Annotated in this window: 18 protein-coding genes and 1 tRNA gene; 12 read left to right on the forward strand and 7 right to left on the reverse strand. The window is 55.2% G+C overall.

Annotation, left to right across the window (positions count from 1 at the left end):
- Positions 1-50 precede the first annotated feature (50 nt).
- Together MWU55_RS07305 and MWU55_RS07310 are read left to right on the forward strand one after the other, a co-directional pair.
- Positions 51-293, forward strand: a complete 243-nt coding sequence (locus MWU55_RS07305) for an accessory factor UbiK family protein (protein ID WP_246935294.1) — start codon at positions 51-53, stop codon at positions 291-293.
- 140 nt (positions 294-433) lie between these two features.
- Complete coding sequence (locus tag MWU55_RS07310; RefSeq protein WP_246935295.1) at positions 434-1996, forward strand: alkaline phosphatase PhoX; 1563 nt, start codon at positions 434-436, stop codon at positions 1994-1996.
- A gap of 70 nt (positions 1997-2066) precedes the next feature.
- Here the strand turns inward: MWU55_RS07310 and MWU55_RS07315 are convergent, their stop codons facing one another.
- Together MWU55_RS07315 and MWU55_RS07320 are read right to left on the reverse strand one after the other, a co-directional pair.
- Positions 2067-2855 (reverse strand): SseB family protein, encoded by a 789-nt coding sequence (locus tag MWU55_RS07315; RefSeq protein ID WP_246935296.1) that lies wholly within the window; start codon positions 2853-2855, stop codon positions 2067-2069.
- 12 nt (positions 2856-2867) lie between these two features.
- Positions 2868-3455 carry a uracil-DNA glycosylase family protein gene (locus MWU55_RS07320; RefSeq protein ID WP_246935297.1) on the reverse strand — a complete coding sequence of 196 codons (588 nt, stop codon included), beginning with the start codon at positions 3453-3455 and terminating at the stop codon, positions 2868-2870.
- A gap of 96 nt (positions 3456-3551) precedes the next feature.
- Here MWU55_RS07320 and MWU55_RS07325 point away from each other — a divergent pair, with 96 nt between their 5' ends.
- The 7 genes from MWU55_RS07325 (at position 3552) to MWU55_RS07355 (ending at position 10108) form a co-directional block, all read left to right on the forward strand.
- The gene (locus tag MWU55_RS07325) at positions 3552-3893 is read left to right on the forward strand and encodes a metalloregulator ArsR/SmtB family transcription factor (protein WP_246935298.1); all 342 of its coding nucleotides are present in this window, start codon (positions 3552-3554) and stop codon (positions 3891-3893) included.
- Entirely contained in the window at positions 3886-4929 is a 1044-nt protein-coding gene (locus MWU55_RS07330; protein WP_246935299.1) for a permease, read from the forward strand. Before MWU55_RS07325 ends, MWU55_RS07330 begins: the two co-directional genes overlap by 8 nt.
- Positions 4930-5090: 161 nt before the next feature.
- The gene (locus MWU55_RS07335; protein ID WP_246935300.1) at positions 5091-6389 is read left to right on the forward strand and encodes a Na+/H+ antiporter NhaA; all 1299 of its coding nucleotides are present in this window, start codon (positions 5091-5093) and stop codon (positions 6387-6389) included.
- Positions 6390-6597: 208 nt separating this feature from the next.
- Positions 6598-7257 (forward strand): ATP-binding cassette domain-containing protein, encoded by a 660-nt coding sequence (locus MWU55_RS07340; protein ID WP_246935301.1) that lies wholly within the window; start codon positions 6598-6600, stop codon positions 7255-7257.
- Positions 7235-8962, forward strand: a complete 1728-nt coding sequence (locus MWU55_RS07345; protein ID WP_246935302.1) for a capsule biosynthesis protein — start codon at positions 7235-7237, stop codon at positions 8960-8962. Before MWU55_RS07340 ends, MWU55_RS07345 begins: the two co-directional genes overlap by 23 nt.
- A gap of 1 nt (position 8963) precedes the next feature.
- The gene (gene kdsA / locus MWU55_RS07350; RefSeq protein ID WP_246935303.1) at positions 8964-9806 is read left to right on the forward strand and encodes a 3-deoxy-8-phosphooctulonate synthase; all 843 of its coding nucleotides are present in this window, start codon (positions 8964-8966) and stop codon (positions 9804-9806) included.
- Between the two features lie 227 nt (positions 9807-10033).
- Positions 10034-10108 (forward strand) — tRNA-Gln (locus MWU55_RS07355).
- Positions 10109-10289: 181 nt separating this feature from the next.
- Here the strand turns inward: MWU55_RS07355 and MWU55_RS07360 are convergent.
- Complete coding sequence (locus MWU55_RS07360; RefSeq protein ID WP_246935304.1) at positions 10290-10682, reverse strand: hypothetical protein; 393 nt, start codon at positions 10680-10682, stop codon at positions 10290-10292.
- A 96-nt stretch (positions 10683-10778) separates the two neighbouring features.
- On the opposite strand from MWU55_RS07360, the gene MWU55_RS07365 reads away from it, so the two are divergent.
- Together MWU55_RS07365 and MWU55_RS07370 are read left to right on the forward strand one after the other, a co-directional pair.
- Positions 10779-11282: a hypothetical protein gene (locus MWU55_RS07365; RefSeq protein WP_246935305.1), complete on the forward strand. Its 504-nt coding sequence runs from the start codon at positions 10779-10781 to the stop codon at positions 11280-11282.
- A 62-nt stretch (positions 11283-11344) separates the two neighbouring features.
- A complete protein-coding gene (locus MWU55_RS07370; RefSeq protein WP_246935306.1) occupies positions 11345-11518 on the forward strand; it encodes a hypothetical protein in 174 nt (57 codons plus the stop codon).
- A 239-nt stretch (positions 11519-11757) separates the two neighbouring features.
- Here the strand turns inward: MWU55_RS07370 and MWU55_RS07375 are convergent, their stop codons facing one another.
- Entirely contained in the window at positions 11758-13095 is a 1338-nt protein-coding gene (locus tag MWU55_RS07375) for a HAMP domain-containing sensor histidine kinase (protein ID WP_246935307.1), read from the reverse strand.
- Between the two features lie 2 nt (positions 13096-13097).
- Complete coding sequence (locus tag MWU55_RS07380) at positions 13098-13763, reverse strand: response regulator transcription factor (RefSeq protein ID WP_246935308.1); 666 nt, start codon at positions 13761-13763, stop codon at positions 13098-13100.
- Positions 13764-14031: 268 nt separating this feature from the next.
- Between MWU55_RS07380 and MWU55_RS07385 the strand changes: the two genes are divergently transcribed.
- Entirely contained in the window at positions 14032-14265 is a 234-nt protein-coding gene (locus MWU55_RS07385) for a hypothetical protein (protein ID WP_246935309.1), read from the forward strand.
- A gap of 64 nt (positions 14266-14329) precedes the next feature.
- Here the strand turns inward: MWU55_RS07385 and MWU55_RS16595 are convergent, their stop codons facing one another.
- Together MWU55_RS16595 and MWU55_RS07395 are read right to left on the reverse strand one after the other, a co-directional pair.
- The gene (locus tag MWU55_RS16595) at positions 14330-15571 is read right to left on the reverse strand and encodes a PqqD family protein (RefSeq protein ID WP_246935310.1); all 1242 of its coding nucleotides are present in this window, start codon (positions 15569-15571) and stop codon (positions 14330-14332) included.
- A gap of 217 nt (positions 15572-15788) precedes the next feature.
- Positions 15789-16100, reverse strand: a complete 312-nt coding sequence (locus MWU55_RS07395; RefSeq protein WP_246935311.1) for a hypothetical protein — start codon at positions 16098-16100, stop codon at positions 15789-15791.
- Positions 16101-16275: the final 175 nt, after the last annotated feature.

Raw genomic sequence — 16275 nt, forward strand, 5'->3', positions numbered from 1 at the left:
CTGCGCGTTCAAGCCCCCATATAGGGCTCAGTTCAAGCGAGGAGAAGCACATGCAGACGCGCAACAAGGTTTTTGACGACATTTCCCAACTGATGACCAACGCCATGGGCGTGGCGCAGGGCGCGAAGGACGAAGCCGAGACCGCGATGAAAAGCTGGATGGATCGCTGGTTGGCGGATCGTGACTTTGTCACCCGCGAAGAATTCGACGCTGTACGCGCGATGGCCCAGAAGGCCCGCGAAGAAAACGAAGCCCTGAAAGCGCGCATCGACGCGTTGGAAGCCAAGAAGTAATCTAAACTCGATTACCCTTGGAGGTCTGAGGGCGTCTTGGAACTGTTACATGAGTGTATTCAAAGGGTTACACTCGACACCTAGGAAAACAGCAAGCGTGCAATTACGCGCGTGCTGCTTTTACCTAGGAGACACTTCCAATGAAAAAGACGCTAGCTTGCCTGTTGGCTGCCACGTCGGTGACCCCTGTTGTCGCATTTGCTGACGGCCACATTCTGAAACGCGTTGCCACAGTTCAGCTTGGTGCCGAAATCACCGGGATCTATGAAGAAGGCAACGACCTGTTCTTCAACACACAGCATCCGGAAACAGAGCTGGGCAATCAATTTGCCAAGGCAAGCGTCGGCGTGATCTCAAACGCCAACTGGGACGCGGGCGAGCTGGCCGTGCCGACAGCAGATGCCGACAAAGCCCGCGTTATGTCTACGCTGGGCGACTACCAAATCCTGATGCAGGAAGGTGATAACGGCGTAATGGGTGTGATCAAGACCATCGGTGGCGATGAGTTGCTGACGTCGAACGACCCGGATTTCAACGGATATGTCAAAACTGGCGACAACACTGGCTTTCTGTTCACCAACTGGGAAAACCGCCCCGGCGGGATGAGCCGCGCCGCTTTGACCCGTGCTGAAGATGGCACTTGGTCTGTGGGGGAAACCATGATGCTTGACTTCTCATCCGTGCGTGGCACTTGGGTGAACTGCTTTGGCACGATGACCCCTTGGGCGACCCCGCTGTCATCAGAGGAGCTGTATTTTGACAACTCGGCTGACTGGAACAATCCGGGCTACAAGTATCACGAAGACCAACTGAATCTGGCCAAGTATCTGGGCGGAGAATTCCCGAACCCGTACGACTATGGCTACATCGTCGAGGTCTCGGACCCGGCTGCGTCCGCGACACCGGTTAAGCATTTCGCGATGGGGCGTTTCAGCCACGAAAATGCGGTTGTCATGCCCGATCACAAGACGGTTTACTTGTCGGATGACGGCACAGATGTTGTGTTCTTCAAGTTTGTCGCGGACAAAGAAAACGATCTGTCGGCTGGCACGCTCTATGCTGCCAAAATGGTTCAGCAGGATGAAAGCAATGCGGCTGATGCGTCCAAAACCGGTTTTGATGTTAGCTGGATCAAGCTCGCACACGGCACCAGCGCCGAGGTTGCAGCTTGGGTGCGCGAATACGACGGCATCACGCCAGAGAACTTCGTGGAAGGCCAGAACAGCTATTTGACCGAAGGAGACATCGCCATATGGGCACAAGGCAAAGCTGCGGACAACCGCGTGGCCTTCCTTGAAAGTCGTAAAGCAGCTGCTGCGAAAGGCGCCACTGCCGAGTTCCGTAAGATGGAAGGCGTTAACATCAACTACGAAGGCGCCAAGGACGGGTCGGTTCCGTATATGTACATGGCCATGTCGTCGATCGGCAAAGGCATGGCAGATGGTGAAGGCGACGTGCGTCTGGAAGCCAACAAATGCGGCGTTGTCTACGAGATGAAGCTGGAAGCAGATTTCGACGTGAAGACCATGGTGCCGGTTGTGGCTGGTCATGGCTACAACAAAGACAATGCGCCGAATGCCTGCCCGGTCGATTCCATTTCAAACCCCGACAACTTGGTGGTTCGCCGCGATGGGTCGGTTTTGATTGGCGAAGACACCGGCAAGCACGAAAACAACGCGCTGTGGATTTGGAAGCGCGGCTAAGCCGGGGGTGCATCTAAATATGGACTGGGGCGTAGGTGACGGCGCCCCATTTTTGTGCGGTCTGCGGTTGTTATTTCAGGATCGGGGGCCTGTTTGGGTCAGATCCGGGGATGGTTGGCGATGATTGGGCAGGAGCCTCTGGCGCAGGCAGGTCAAAGCGCAGCCCGACCGATAGCATCTTTTGCGAAATCTCTTCCGAATCTGAAAAAAAACCTACATCAAGCTCTCCTGCATCCAGCCCCGAAAAGGTCAGCGCTTCGTTTGCGGCACCCGCCAGAGCACGTTCGGCACCTTCAGCGGGATTAATGAAGGCCAATAGATGCCCGCGCTTTCCGTCCGTATGCCGCACACCCGCCAGACACGCGCATTCGGCAAGACCCAGTGCTGACCCAAGCTTTTCTGAAAGTGCGGTCAACAGGACGTCCGGCGCTGAAGGGGGCAAGATCTCGGCGATTTGCGCTTCTACTTCATCCGGAGCGCTGCTGAGCGTTTGGGCAAGCCAGTCCATCGCCTCGGCCGGGATCAGGATCGATGACGGGGCCACGCCGAGATTGACGCCAAGTCCAATTCCGTGACCCGACAACATCCCCGCAATAACTCGGCCCGGTAGGGCGGCATAGGGGGCAGGGTTGCCAACAAACTCGGACAACCGGTCTTCGCGATCAAACACCAATACGTATTTCTCGGTCTCAAGTTCGAACAGTTCTGGGTCGATATCGTCGCCTTGAGGCTCTTTTGCCAAGAGAAGGAAAAGCTCGCGATCTGACAGACGCTCGTAAAACCGAAGGCGGGCTGAATCGTCGTTCAGGTCGGCCTGCATGGCGGCATGGGCTTTGTCCAAGGGCGTCTGCTCGCTCATGACATTCTCCGGTTATTCATCCAGCGCGCGGGACACGCGCAATTGCAGTTCAGGTAGAAGCTCTGCCTCGAACCACGGGTTTTTCTTCAGCCATCCCGTATTGCGCCACGACGGATGTGGCAAGGGGAAGACCCGCGGCGCATGATCGCGCCATGACTTTACAGTGTCGGTGACAGATGTGCCCCGGCCAAGGTGACGGGTTTGAGCATAGCCGCCGACAAGTAGTGTCAGTGGAATATCCTGAAATTGCAGGTCCACCTTGTCTGCCCATGTATCTGAGCAGATCTTTGGAGGCGGCAAGTCCGATCCTTTGGCGTTGTAGCCCGGAAAGCAAAAGGCCATCGGTGTGATTGCAATGCGTGTCCGGTCGTAGAAGACGTCGTGATCAATGCCCATCCATTGACGCAAACGATCACCGGATGGGTCGTCAAACGGGATGCCGGACTTATGAACGCGCATGCCCGGCGCTTGTCCAATGATACGCAACCGCGCTCTGGACTGAAACCACACCACCGGGCGCGGGCTATGCGCGGTTACGGTCTGTTCGAACCGAGAGGCGCATAGGGTGCAGGTGCTGATGGCGTCATGAAGTGTGGTCATAGGCGCAGGGTAGGGGGCCGATGGCTTAACTTCAATGTTTCTAGTTTTGTCGAAATAAAACTTGCGCACGGAGTTTATTTCGATATTTCTAGAAATATGAAACACGAATCTCTCGAACCCCTAAATGTTGATATTGCCGCGTCACAGTTTGCGGCACTTGGATCGGAACATCGGCTGAGCGTTCTGCGCACCTTGGTGCGTGCTGGACCTGATGGGCTTTCTATCGGAGCCCTGGGCGATCGGTGTGGGGTCACTGGATCGACCCTGACACATCACATGAAAATTCTGTCGGCTGCCGGGTTGGTGACGCAGAAAAAGCAGGGACGCTCAATCATTTGCGTGGCTGCTGAATATGACGTGATGCGCGCATTGTCGGACTATTTGCTGTCCGAATGTTGCGCGGATTGCGCAGACGGAAAGGGCCACGATCATGGCTGATACAACGCAAACGCAGCCACCGCGGCGGTTCAAGCCCGACTGGGCATGGGTATTTGTTTTGCTGCTGCCTGTTATCCTCGCCGTGTTGGACCCGGCAGAGCTGATGCCGATGATCCGGTTTGCGCTGACTGCGCTGGGCCACACGGCGCCGTTTATCTTGTTTGCGATCTTGGCCGTTGCGTTCCTTAAGGCTACCGGGGCTGAGAATCTTTTGGCCCGCGCTTTTGAGGGGCGCGAGACCCGCATGATCGTGGTCGCAGCCCTTGCTGGCGGGCTGTCACCGTTCTGTTCGTGCGAGGTCATTCCGTTCATTGCCGCACTATTGGCGGTTGGGGCACCTTTGTCGGCGGTTATGGCGTTTTGGCTGTCGTCCCCTTTGATGGACCCTGCCATGTTCGCAATCACCGCGGGCACTCTCGGCACGGGCTTTGCAACGGCCAAATTGGTAGCGGCTATTGCCATCGGATTGATGGGCGGCTTTGTCGTGAAAGTATTCGCCACCTCGGCCGTGTTTGCAGATCCATTGAAAAACGCGCCTGTCAAATCCTGTTGCAGCTCATCTTGCGGCTCTGATTCCGGTGTAGATGTGTATTCAGGTGACGTGAACTGGAAGTTCTGGACCGAGGCCCATCGACGCGAAACCTTCAAGTCGGCAGCACTGGAAAACGCGCTGTTCCTTGGGAAATGGCTGCTTCTGGCCTACATGATCGAAGCGCTGATGCTGCGTTACATCCCGGCCGAGCTTGTGGCTCAGGTTCTTGGCGGTACAGGGATCGGCCCCATTGTGCTGGGGGCTATCGTAGGCGCGCCGGCGTATCTGAACGGCTATGCCGCAGTGCCCATGGTGGCTGCTTTGCTTGAGCAAGGCATGTCAAACGGCGCGGCAATGTCCTTTGTGATCGCGGGCGGGGTCAGCTGCATCCCGGCGGCCGTTGCGGTTTGGGCTTTGGTGAAACCGCGCGTCTTTGCAGCTTATCTTGGGATCGCCGTCGTGGGAGCAGTGCTTGCAGGCCTTGGTTGGAGCGCCTTGGCGTAAGATACAGTAGAACAACTGGATAAGGTGGCAGAGTTTTGCCGCCTTACCATTGTTGTTTGACGCCAATTAGATTATTTCCAAATGTAACAACATACGGTCGCGTTCCAGCTTCACAGCCGGAGTGCGGCCTGTTTGCAAGAACAGTAAAGACGGGGATTGCCATGTACCGTGTGTGGAATTTCATCACCACCTATTCGATTCTTCTTATCAGCGGCGCTATGATTGCTCTTGTTTGGGCAAACATAGATCCCCATTCCTACCATCACTTTGTGGAATACCCGATATGGTTCAATGGATGGATCGGTATCGACATCGGATATTGGGAAAAAGCTTACGGTGAAGCCTCGCATCATTTCGAATATGGTGATGTCGAGAAAGTTCTGACGTTTCACTATCTTATCAATGACATGCTGATGGCATTGTTCTTTGCAATCGCAGGGAAAGAGGTCTGGGAAGCCGTCATTTTGAAGAACGGCAGCTTACGCGGGAAAAAGGCGGCGACACCTCTGGTCGCCACCGCTGGCGGCATGCTGGGTCCGATCGCAGTTTATCTTGGCATCGCTTATTTCCTTGGCTCCAGCACGTTTGATGCGGTTGCGCGTGGCTGGGCCATTCCGACTGCGACGGATATTGCCTTCAGCTATCTGGTTGGCCGTCTGGTCTTTGGCGCGGGGCACCCAGCGGTGCGGTTCTTGCTTCTGCTTGCCATTGCAGATGACGCAGCGGGCCTGATCATTTTGGCCATCTTCTACCCGTCAGGAGAGCTGGCCCCGGAATGGTTGCTTCTGTCTGTCGCGGCATCCGTTCTTGTGTTTGTCCTGTTCAATTGGTTGCCGCGTCGCAAAGACCGCGGAGACCAACTGCGCCGCTATTCGACCTTTGTGCGCAAAAAACTGGGGTGGATCCCTTATGCCGTCGCGGGTTGCCTAAGCTGGTACGGTTTCGCTCAGGCGGGCATTCACCCGGCGCTGGGTCTGCTTCCGGTTATCCCGGCCATCCCACACGCCGACCGCGCGTTTGGCTTCTTCTCTGAGGCTGAGAAATATCTGACTGATACCTTGAACCAGATGGAGCACTCACTGGCCATACCGGTCGACATCGTCCTGTTCTTCTTCGGCCTTCTGAATGCCGGGGTCGAATTTGGGGCCATTGGCGAAGCAACTTGGCTGGTGCTTGCCGGTCTGATCATCGGCAAACCCGTTGGCGTGTTCATCATGGGATGGATTGCCGTCGGGCCAATGCGACTCGGACTTCCGGCCGGAATGCGTTTGGTCGACCTGATCGTGATTGGATTTGTGGCGGCGATCGGGTTTACCGTTTCGCTGTTTGTGGCAGCTGTCGCCTTTGATCCTGGCCCGGTACAGGATGCAGCGAAAATGGGCGCGCTCTTTAGCTTTGGCGCTGTGTTCTTGTCCTTCATTGCAGGCAAGGTCCTTCGTGTCGAAAAGCAGCACGGCTGATCCGATACGGGATCTGGCCAAGGGCCGCCTACGTCGGGCTATCAAGGAAAGCGTCAGTCATTCTGGCGCTTTCCCCTTTTTTTCAGCAAGATTTGCGCTAAATCCTAGGATGAAACAGACATAATTTAGCCGAATTGGCGACCTATAGCTCTTAGTTAAGATAATTCATCTAAGAGGGATTGAGGCAAGTTTAGGTATCAAGGCGAAAATGCTCGAGTTCAGGAATGTCAGTAAGTCCTTTTGGACCGGAAAGCAGAGGAAGGTCATTCTTGACCAGGCCTCCTTTCGGGTTGAGCTCGGCAATTCCCTTGGCATTCTGGCGCCAAACGGCACCGGTAAGACGACGCTGATCAACATGATGGCCGGGCTGGAAAAGCCGGATGAGGGCGAGATCGTGCGCGGATGCCGAATTTCCTTCCCATTGGGTTTTATGGGCGGGGTGATTGGAAAACTCTCAGCACGTGAAAACGCCCGCCACATTGCCCGATTGTACGGGCTTGACCCGGATTACCTCGAGGCCTTCACCAGATGGCTGTGCAATCTGGAAGAATACTATGATTTCCCAATGGCAACCTACAGCGCCGGAATGCGGGCACGGTTTACATTCTCGCTTCTGTTGGCGATGGATTTTGATATCTATCTGATTGATGAAGGTATGCCCCAAACGACTGACGCAGAATTTAACCGCCGTGCGGGAACGGTTCTACAAGATCGCTTGAAGGATGCCACGGTTGTTGTGGTATCACATCAGGCACAAACACTGGAAAAGCTTTGCACGTCAGCTGCAGTTCTAACAAACGGCCAGTTCTACCAGTTTGATACTTTAGAAGAAGCGAAACAGCTCTATGATTACCAGACCCAAGGCTAACCGTTATCGCATCCGGCGTGGATCGACCGCAGCTGATGGGGCTGAGGGTGATGAAGCGCGCGTTGCTTCTAGAGCGTCTGAGAACACGGATGCTGACGAAGCCGAAGTGGATCAATCCGAGGACGTGGTGGCGCAAATGGCTCAGGACAATGCAAAAAACTCTGAAGACCAGCCCAAGGAAGCGCTCAATCCGTTAGAGGAGATGTCGCAGCACCCGCAAGAGGATGGCCTGCCGAATTTGGGTGCTGACAAGTCATCGCAGAAAACTCCCAATACATCGGCAGGTTCTGATGAGGCTTCCGAGATTGATAAGGTCCACAAAGAAGGGCTGACAGGAAGACAGCTTCGCATGGCACGCCGTGTGGCGCAGAAACACGGCATTCAGGCCGAAAGCGATCAGGAGGCTGTGTATCGACTTCGGTTGGCTGGCATTGATCCTTTCAAACGGGCCAACATGCTGGAACTGGTTGAAGGCGAAGGGGATGGGAAAACTCCTAACCTTCCACAACCAGCAGTGCAGCCAGGACTACCTGGTCCGGGTGTGATTGACGCGGCTGAGCGGGCTCGCTCGGTCATGGATATCCAGCGCGATATCACACGCCGCCGCCGTCGCAACATGCGTATGCTTGTGTTGCGCCTGTTGTTCTTTGTGGTGCTGCCATCAATTGTGGCCGGATACTACTACTACAATATCGCGACTCCAATGTACGCCACGAAGTCCGAGTTTGTGATCCAGCAAGCTGATGGAAATGGAAGCAGCGGGGCCGCGGGATTGTTTGCAGGCACCGGGCTTGCCTCAAGTCAGGACAGTATCGGGGTGCAGGGCTATCTGACCTCACGCGAAGCGATGCTAAGGCTCGACCGCGACGTTGGGTTCAAAGCTCACTTCAGCGATGGAGATATCGATGTTGTGCAACGGCTCGATTCTGAAGCCAGCAACGAGACCGCATATAAGACCTACAAAAAACGGGTTAAGATCGGTTTTGACCCGACCGAAGGCATCATCAAGATGGAAGTGATTGCGGCCACACCAGAAGTGAGCGAGCAATACTCAAAATCACTGATTGCCTACGCGGAGGAGCGTGTCGACAACCTGACACAGCGTAAGCGCGAAGATCAGATGAAGGGCGCGCAGGAAAGCTATGAGAAAGCCGAACGCGAAATGCTCGATGCGCAGGATCAGGTGCTGGCATTGCAAGAAACGATGGGGGTTTTTGATGCGACTTCAGATGCATCATCACTCATGTCGCAGATCAATAACTACGAGCTCCAATTGCAGGACAAGCGTTTGCGGTTGGAACAACTGCTGGACAATACGAGCCCGAATAAAGCCCGTGTGGATGGGGTGAAAGGCGATATTGCGCGATTGGAAACGTTGATTGCTGAGTTGCGTGGGAAGCTGACGGATACGGGCGGCGAAAACGGATCTTTGGCCTCGATCAGTGGGCAGTTACGGATTGCTCAGACCAATTTGGAAACCCGCACGTTGCTGATGCAGCAGGCCCTGCAGCAACTTGAGGTGGCCCGGATCGAAGCCAACAAGCAAACCCGCTATTTGTCTACAAACGTCAGCCCCGTTGCCCCTGATCAACCAACCTATCCGCGGGCATTTGAAAACACGATCTTGGCTTTCCTGATTTTCTCGGGGATCTACCTGATGCTATCGTTGACCGCATCGATCCTACGCGAACAAATCTCGTCCTGATATGAGAGAGATCACAATAGGGAAGGTCCGGTTTGGCAACCATTTGCCATTGGCCGTGATTTCCGGGCCGTGCCAGTTGGAGACCCGCGATCACGCGCTGTTCCTGGCTGAAAAGCTGAAGGCGGCTTGTGATGCGGCTGGGCTGGGTTTGGTGTTCAAGGCATCGTTTGACAAAGCCAATCGCACATCACATCGCGGCCAGCGTGGGCCGGGCATAGATGCCGGGCTGGACATACTTGCTGCTGTCAAAGCCGAAACCGGCGTGCCCATTCTGACTGACGTTCACTTGCCAGATCAGTGTGGGACCGTGGCCGAAGTTGCGGATGTGCTTCAGATTCCGGCGTTTCTGTGTCGGCAAACTGATTTATTGATCGCGGCTGCAAGAACCGGAAAGCCTGTGAATGTCAAAAAGGGACAGTTCATGGCGCCGTGGGATATGGCGCATGTCACCGAGAAGCTGGTCGAAGCAGGCAACTCTCAAATCATGCTGACGGAACGTGGAACAAGTTTTGGCTATAACAGTTTGGTCACCGACATGCGCGGGCTGCTACAAATGGCGGGTTTGGATTTCCCGGTGATCATGGATGCAACTCATGCTGTTCAGATGCCGGGGGGGCAGGGGGCTTCGTCCGGAGGGCAGCGTGAGTTCGCGCCTGTTCTTGCACGTGCGGCCGTAGCAGTTGGCGTGGCGGGGGTGTTCATCGAAACGCATCAAGATCCCGATAGTGCTCCGTCAGACGGCCCAAACATGATTCCCATTGATCAGATGCCCGCTCTGTTGGATGAGCTCGCTGCATTTGACGCCTTGGCTAAGTCGAGACCGATGTCTGAACCTAGGTCGTGACTCTGCCCATCTGAGTTTAAATCTTTCAACAAAACAAAGTTTCGCCCTTTCAAGAAAGTACTACGGAAACAGGAGCTTTCAACTGCCCTATTGGGGTATGTTGATGCGGCTGCGAATCGAACACGCCTTGCGTGCTTCGCGCAATTTGGGGGGTGGATTTTCCGATGAAATCCGATAATTTTGGGGTTGCGTCCAGTTCGGCCTTTGACTAGATAAACGTCCACAGTTGGGATGTAGCCAAGTGGTAAGGCAACTGTTTTTGGTACAGTGTACCGTAGGTTCGAATCCTACCATCCCAGCCAACCACTTTCCTGTTTTCAGACGCTGAGAGTTTACCGCGCGAATGTCGCGTGTTTTCGGGTGCTTGGCAGACTGGGGTTTCGGCAGAGACGCAATCCAGAGCAAGATCCGGGCCGATTTCACGCCGTAGTCTCTGTTTGCGATTCCGGCGGTACGAGTTTGCAGATTTCAGGGTGTTTTGTTTCAGAGCGATGCGAACTGCGCGTGCTGCTCTGACCAGACTGCAGAGAAGCGGGTTTTGATCAGGTAGTCCGTGGTGAGGCCATCGGGTTGTTCACCCACAGCAATGCTCTCAAGAGCATCTGGGGCAAGAAGGGCTAGGTTGGTCACATCCTGCACACGGCGCTTCGACACCCCTTCGGAATCGGCGATCTCGGAGAAGGTTTTGCCCGCGATGACCATTGCTAGCCAGCTACGCCCCTTCATAATGTTCTGCACCAGCGTTCTGTCGATCTCTGCCGGTGGTTCTCCGAGATGCAGCTTCAGTTCCACACCGCGCCGGCGCATCTGGAATGGAGCTTCGATTGTCAATTCAGCCCGACCAGCCTGCGAATATCCATCCCCATCTTGGGCCATGGATGCAGACGTTAAATCTACAGACTATAAGTCTCTTTTGCTTGACTGTTTGCTCCCCGGAAGCGTGACTGATGCCCAAGTCAATGCGGAGCAATCATGAAAGACACCATGCACAACGATGCTTCCAGCCTTCGGGAACAATATCTTGAATACGGCTTTCTCGGTGAACTCTGCCGGGAAATGTGGATGCGTGGGATCGAAATGGACATCCTGCGCAGCCATACCGACCGCAGCGGCTACGACATCCTGCTCGAGGCAAACGGCGTCGAACGACATGTTCAGATGAAATCCAGCTTTATCGGTGCCAAAACCGCAAGACAGAAGATTAACGTCCGGCTGGCAGACAAACCATCAGGCTGCGTGATCTGGGTACGCTTCGATCCGGGATCCCTGAAGCTGACAGAATTCCTGTGGTTCGGTGCACCACCCGGTGAACCGCTACCGGATCTGGGAAACAAGATCGGCAAACACGAGAAAGGCGATCAACACGGGTACAAAGCACAGCGGGCGGCTATTCGTGTGATCAATAAGGGCAGATTTGTACATATCCCTAGCTTAGAAAAACTTGCGGATCGCCTGTTTGGACCGAACTTAACATAATGGCGCTTACGCGTGTCATAGTACCAAACGCGCAATGCGGACCTTCGCGGCGCGCATCTCAAATGGCGGCAACGCGGGACTATGCCGACCTTCGATTTTCTGACTTCGCTGACGCAGCATCCGTTCGCAGTTGCGGCACAAGTTCTGTTGCGATGCAGCGCAAGTCACCAATCCAGTCATTCACGGGCGTCGATCTGAAGAAAACCGAAACCGTACTTTCGCCGCAGCCCGGTTAGATAGGCAAGGCGCGGACACTCCGGACTTATGCCCGCGCAGCTTTCGCTGGCGCAGAATCCCCTTGCGGGCGCGGCGCGCTATATGTCGCGTCGCAGAAAATTTCCCGTTTCCGGTCATTCACCGCTGGAAAAATCAGCAAGACCCAAACCGCCATTTCGCCGCGAGCAGGATCGACCATCGAGGCGCGGGACTAAGCCGCAGTTCGCCCTGGTGCGGAATAGAAACTGTTAGCCTTTGTTCACGCGTCGCTCGCCGACCACGTTATGCGCGCGCTCAATCCTCCGATTGGTGAACGCTGGAGCGACAAAACACAGCCGTGGGCAAGTGCCATGTCGTTAACGATCGTCAATCCTAAACCTGACCCCGGTTGCTGTGAATCTAATCTGCCGCCACGCTCCAATGCTGCAGATATGGCGGTGTCTGGAATACCGGGCCCGTCGTCATCCACTGATAGAAACGCCTGCGGGCCATCCTGACCAGCACGAACCCATATGTGGCTCTCTGACCACTTCATCGCATTGTCAAGCAGGTTACCAAGAAGCTCGGTCAAATCGAACTCGTCAAACGGAATGTACAAGCCCTCAGGCACATCGACATCCCATCGAATGTGTTCGGTCCCGGGCTGGCGGCTCAACGCACGATGCAGGCGGGTGGCAATTGGGTGGATAGAGCACTGCCGCAGCACTTGTTGGCTATCACGGCTCAACGCAAGTTCGCGCTCGACGGTGTGTTGAATGCTTGTGATTTCCGCCAACAAATCGTCGGCAAGAGCGTCGTTTCCGCTTCGTCGCACTTTACGCTCAACTCCGAGCATAATTGTCAGTGGTGTTTTTAAACCATGTGCCAGATTTCCGGCACGCGAGCGGGCGCGGTCAAGTGCATCGGCATTTGCATCCAGAAGCTGGTTTACCTCTTCTACAAGCGGCAACACTTCAGTCGGATAATTAGACGACAGTCGCGTTCTAGGCGACTTGCTGACACGCCCAATTTCGGATCGGATTTTTTGCAGCGGGTTCAGTCCAAGCTTAACTTGAATCCAACTTGCGGCGAACAGAAACAAACCCAATATGGCCAGCCAGATAACAGAGTTTGCTAAAAATCCGGACACAGAAACATCCAGATCCTCGCGATCTATGGCAATCGCCAAAAAGATCTCGCGCTGCATGTCTCCTTCTCCGATCGTTATCACCCAGCTCGCGACCGCAACCGTGCCTCCAGTCCCTGTGATGACGTCTTCGAATGAAATCACACCCGCCATATGGGGGCGCTCTAATGCCAAAGGCGCTGCCCAGAACGAGGGCGACAGAACAGGGTCTTTGTCATCGACTTGAATTTGCCAATAGTAGCCAGACAACGCCTGATTGAACCGAGGGTCAGAAATTGGGGTGACTTCAACTTCTCCGACTGCACTCACATCTATGTTGCCGGTCAGCAGCAACAGGTATGTCTCTAATTCATTGCGCGTTCGGTCTTCAAAATAAAGACGAAACAAGAAGTTGAATACGATCACTGTAGCCACCAGAGCTAGGGTAGTGGTAATGGCGGCTGCCAGTAACAGGCGCAGGCTTAAAGACATTCTCATGATGTTTCTTCGGCAATCAAGTACCCAAACCCGCGTCGTGTTTCGATCACATCCCCCCCGATTTTTCGGCGCAAACGACCCACAAGAACTTCGACGGCATTGCTGTCCGGTTCTTGATCCCGAAAATAGATGTTCTCGGCGAGCTCCTCTTGAGCAATCACCTTACCACGATTGTGCATTAGGTAGTTGAGAAGCCGATATTCCAAGGGTGTAACCTTCAACGGGCGCCCATCAAGAGACACGCGCATCTGCCTGAGATCAATGCGTAGTGGTCCGGCTTCAAGGGTCGTCGATTTTTGACCGCTTGAACGCCTAAGTAATGCGCGAAGCCGCGCGACGAGTTCTTCCATCTGGAAGGGTTTGCCCAGATAGTCGTCTGCACCTGCGTCGATGCCCTCGACCCGCTCGTTCCAGTTTGCCCGTGCCGTCAGCAGGATAACGGGTATATCCAGCCCTTCATCACGCCAGTCGCGTAGAACCGAAAGTCCATCTCTTTTGGGCAGGCCGATATCAAGGATTGCCGCCGCATAGCTTTCGGTGCTGCCAAGAAACCAGCCTTCTTCACCGTCTCGGGCAATCTCAGGTACCAGGCCCTCGCCTTTCAAAACTTCGGCGATCAAATCCGCGATCTTTTGTTCATCTTCGACGATCAGAATACGCATTTAGCACTTCCGCATGCTAGTGACCCGACCAGACTTGGCATCAACGGTAACCGAAATCACAGCCCCAGACGCTCCAACAATCAAGACATCAAAGGACGGGCCCGATCCGCCTTCTGAATACCCGACGTGCAAAAGTTTGCCAGGGTGTTTGGCGCGAACGTTGCTCAGAACTTCGTTCAACGGACGCGCTTCGCCACGCGAGATTGCGCGTTGCGCGCGCTTGTAATCTCGCCGTGATATCTGGGCATCTCCTGAAATCGCAGAGCGATTGCATTTTCCGGGTCCGCTGGGACCGCTTGGCTCCGATCCTCCGCGATTTGTTGGCCCACTTGGCGCAGACGGGGTGCTGGACTTGCTGACCGGGCTAGGGCCTGATGCGGGGCTCGGGCGGGACGCCGGTGATGCCGGGCTTGGGGGTGTTGCTCGGCTTGCCGGGGACGCTGGTGAGGAACTCGACGCGGCTCTGGCCATGCTCAGTCCCGTCAAACTTGGGGCCATATAGACCCCGGCGGCGCCTAGACCCAAACGTGTCAGTGCCTCGCGGCGCGTTATGCGTTTGCTACGTGTCATTGCGCGGCAACCTTGAATGCCGACGGTACGATCAGACGCGCTTCGGCCAGACCGCGCATCAGTTGCTCGCAATCCCCGGCGATCTGGTCAGGGCCCACATCGGGAAAGGCTGACGCCAGTATGGAAACAACTTCTTTCAGATCGGTGGGCTCTTCCAACAGCCGCCATATCGCAGCGGATATGGGGTTTAGCCGGAAGATGGCCATGCCCGTGCCATCTGCCAGGAAACTGTCATCGCCTGCTTGCGTCTCGGTCACACCCTGCGCCTGTACATATTGCTGGGCCGATGCGAATTCAGGAGCAGATAGATCCAGCAACTCCAACGGCGCTTTGCGATCATCCTGCGCGAGCTCCGAAAGCCGGGTCGCCGGAAGCGCTTTCAAGTCGGGATGAGTCAGCAGGTACTCCGCTGCGGCCTCTCCGTTGTGATAAGTCAGTCGGAAGATCGGAAGGTGTCGGGTAATCACGTCGATCGACTTTAGGATCGCACCGGAATGTCGGGTGCGGGCAAAGTTTTGCGTGATGATACTTTCCAACGCATCCGCGCGCGCCATGGGTGCGAGTGTCGGTTCGACCAGATCATCCTGTCGATCAAGCACCACCATCGCGCCCAGCGGCAGCGTTTCACCGTGTGGCGCAATCGGAGTGTCCAGTAGGTACTTGTACTGCCGGTTTGACGGGCCACGGTCCTGATCAGCCCAAGTGTGAAAAGCGTCGCTGAAATCTTGCGGCAGAGGCAAACGAATACGCGGCGAGGCACCATTTGCGATGCCAAGGGAGGTCTGATTGACCGCGTCGATGCTGACCGGCAGGAAGTCGTCCGTGTAAAGTTGTCGACCCAGGCGCGCCAGAGCAATGGAAAGCGTGCTTTTGCCCGCACGCCGCGCATTTGGAAAGACCACCAGACGTCCGTCAAAGTTCACCGCCGCCGCGTGGAGGCAAAGCAATTCAGGGTCCGAGCGCAAACGCTCCCAAGCCATTTCCGCCACCAGATCACAGACGGTGTTAACCGAATCCCAAATCCGCGGGGCGTCCGGCGCATCTTCGGTCACCAAGGACCAGCGCCCAGCTTCGGCTTGGCGGATTGTCAAAAAAGATGGATCATCGGGTGGCGTCGAGGAAACTTGATGCGGCCAAGCGGACAAAACGTCGGATACCATCGACTCCAAGGGCGCCGCGTCTTCAAGTGCGGCGGTTTTATTCAACCCTTCAAATTTCAAGTATCGCGTATTTGCCACGTTTTAATCCTGAGCGAGTGCGGCTCATGTTACCTCGTTTTCATCGTGCCTGAAAACAGTCCGGCCTGCCAGCAATTCAGATGCAGGCAGACCGATGATTTGGAACGAGGTATTTCCGGCTTAGCTTCTGCTACAAACCGACACACCATCACTGCGTTTCACAACTCTGCCGCCGGAGTCTCTGCATTCCTTTGACGTCATTGACTTTCGGGGGCTGCTAGGTCCGCTGGACGAAGACGGCGACGACGCTGAGCTTGGCGAAGACGAGCTTGACGAACCCGACGAACCGCTGGGGCTCGAAGCTGGGCTGGCAGGCGATGCCGGGCTGGCGGGCGAAGCCGGGCTGGATTTCGAGGCAGGGCTGGATTTTGAAGCTGGGCTGGAACCCGAGCTCGAGGCATGTGCAGCGGAAAGCGTGGTCAATGTGGGTGCAACATATGCTGCAACTGCCAGACCGCTGATTGCGGTGATTGCTTTGCGGCGGGAAAGCACTTTGTCGTTTTGTTCGGTCATTTGAACTATCCTTCATTCTCGGTTCTGGCGCATTGGTTCCACGCCTCTCACCTTTTTTAGCAACTTCGCGCCTTCAATTTGCTGAACCGGGTTGTCAGCAACTTGTCATGTTCAAAAGACGAGTATGACTGGCATAACCCTACTAGCATGCATCTGTTGCATACATTTGGACCATGGGTGACACTCTCAAT

The sequence above is a fragment of the Aliiroseovarius sp. F20344 genome (genome assembly GCF_023016155.1).
In the GTDB taxonomy this organism is placed as follows: domain Bacteria; phylum Pseudomonadota; class Alphaproteobacteria; order Rhodobacterales; family Rhodobacteraceae; genus Aliiroseovarius.

Coding starts and splice junctions, on each gene's coding strand:
- MWU55_RS07370 (WP_246935306.1), top strand. CDS start 11,345: ATGGCGGCAACGCGGGACTATGCCGACCTTCGATTTTCTGACTTCGCT.
- kdsA (WP_246935303.1), top strand. CDS start 8,964: ATGAGAGAGATCACAATAGGGAAGGTCCGGTTTGGCAACCATTTGCCA.
- MWU55_RS07380 (WP_246935308.1), bottom strand. CDS start 13,763: ATGCGTATTCTGATCGTCGAAGATGAACAAAAGATCGCGGATTTGATC.
- MWU55_RS07305 (WP_246935294.1), top strand. CDS start 51: ATGCAGACGCGCAACAAGGTTTTTGACGACATTTCCCAACTGATGACC.
- MWU55_RS07365 (WP_246935305.1), top strand. CDS start 10,779: ATGAAAGACACCATGCACAACGATGCTTCCAGCCTTCGGGAACAATAT.
- MWU55_RS07335 (WP_246935300.1), top strand. CDS start 5,091: ATGTACCGTGTGTGGAATTTCATCACCACCTATTCGATTCTTCTTATC.
- MWU55_RS07330 (WP_246935299.1), top strand. CDS start 3,886: ATGGCTGATACAACGCAAACGCAGCCACCGCGGCGGTTCAAGCCCGAC.
- MWU55_RS07320 (WP_246935297.1), bottom strand. CDS start 3,455: ATGACCACACTTCATGACGCCATCAGCACCTGCACCCTATGCGCCTCT.
- MWU55_RS07375 (WP_246935307.1), bottom strand. CDS start 13,095: ATGTCTTTAAGCCTGCGCCTGTTACTGGCAGCCGCCATTACCACTACC.
- MWU55_RS07345 (WP_246935302.1), top strand. CDS start 7,235: ATGATTACCAGACCCAAGGCTAACCGTTATCGCATCCGGCGTGGATCG.
- MWU55_RS07315 (WP_246935296.1), bottom strand. CDS start 2,855: ATGAGCGAGCAGACGCCCTTGGACAAAGCCCATGCCGCCATGCAGGCC.
- MWU55_RS07325 (WP_246935298.1), top strand. CDS start 3,552: ATGAAACACGAATCTCTCGAACCCCTAAATGTTGATATTGCCGCGTCA.
- MWU55_RS07395 (WP_246935311.1), bottom strand. CDS start 16,100: ATGAAGGATAGTTCAAATGACCGAACAAAACGACAAAGTGCTTTCCCG.
- MWU55_RS07340 (WP_246935301.1), top strand. CDS start 6,598: ATGCTCGAGTTCAGGAATGTCAGTAAGTCCTTTTGGACCGGAAAGCAG.
- MWU55_RS07310 (WP_246935295.1), top strand. CDS start 434: ATGAAAAAGACGCTAGCTTGCCTGTTGGCTGCCACGTCGGTGACCCCT.
- MWU55_RS07360 (WP_246935304.1), bottom strand. CDS start 10,682: ATGGCCCAAGATGGGGATGGATATTCGCAGGCTGGTCGGGCTGAATTG.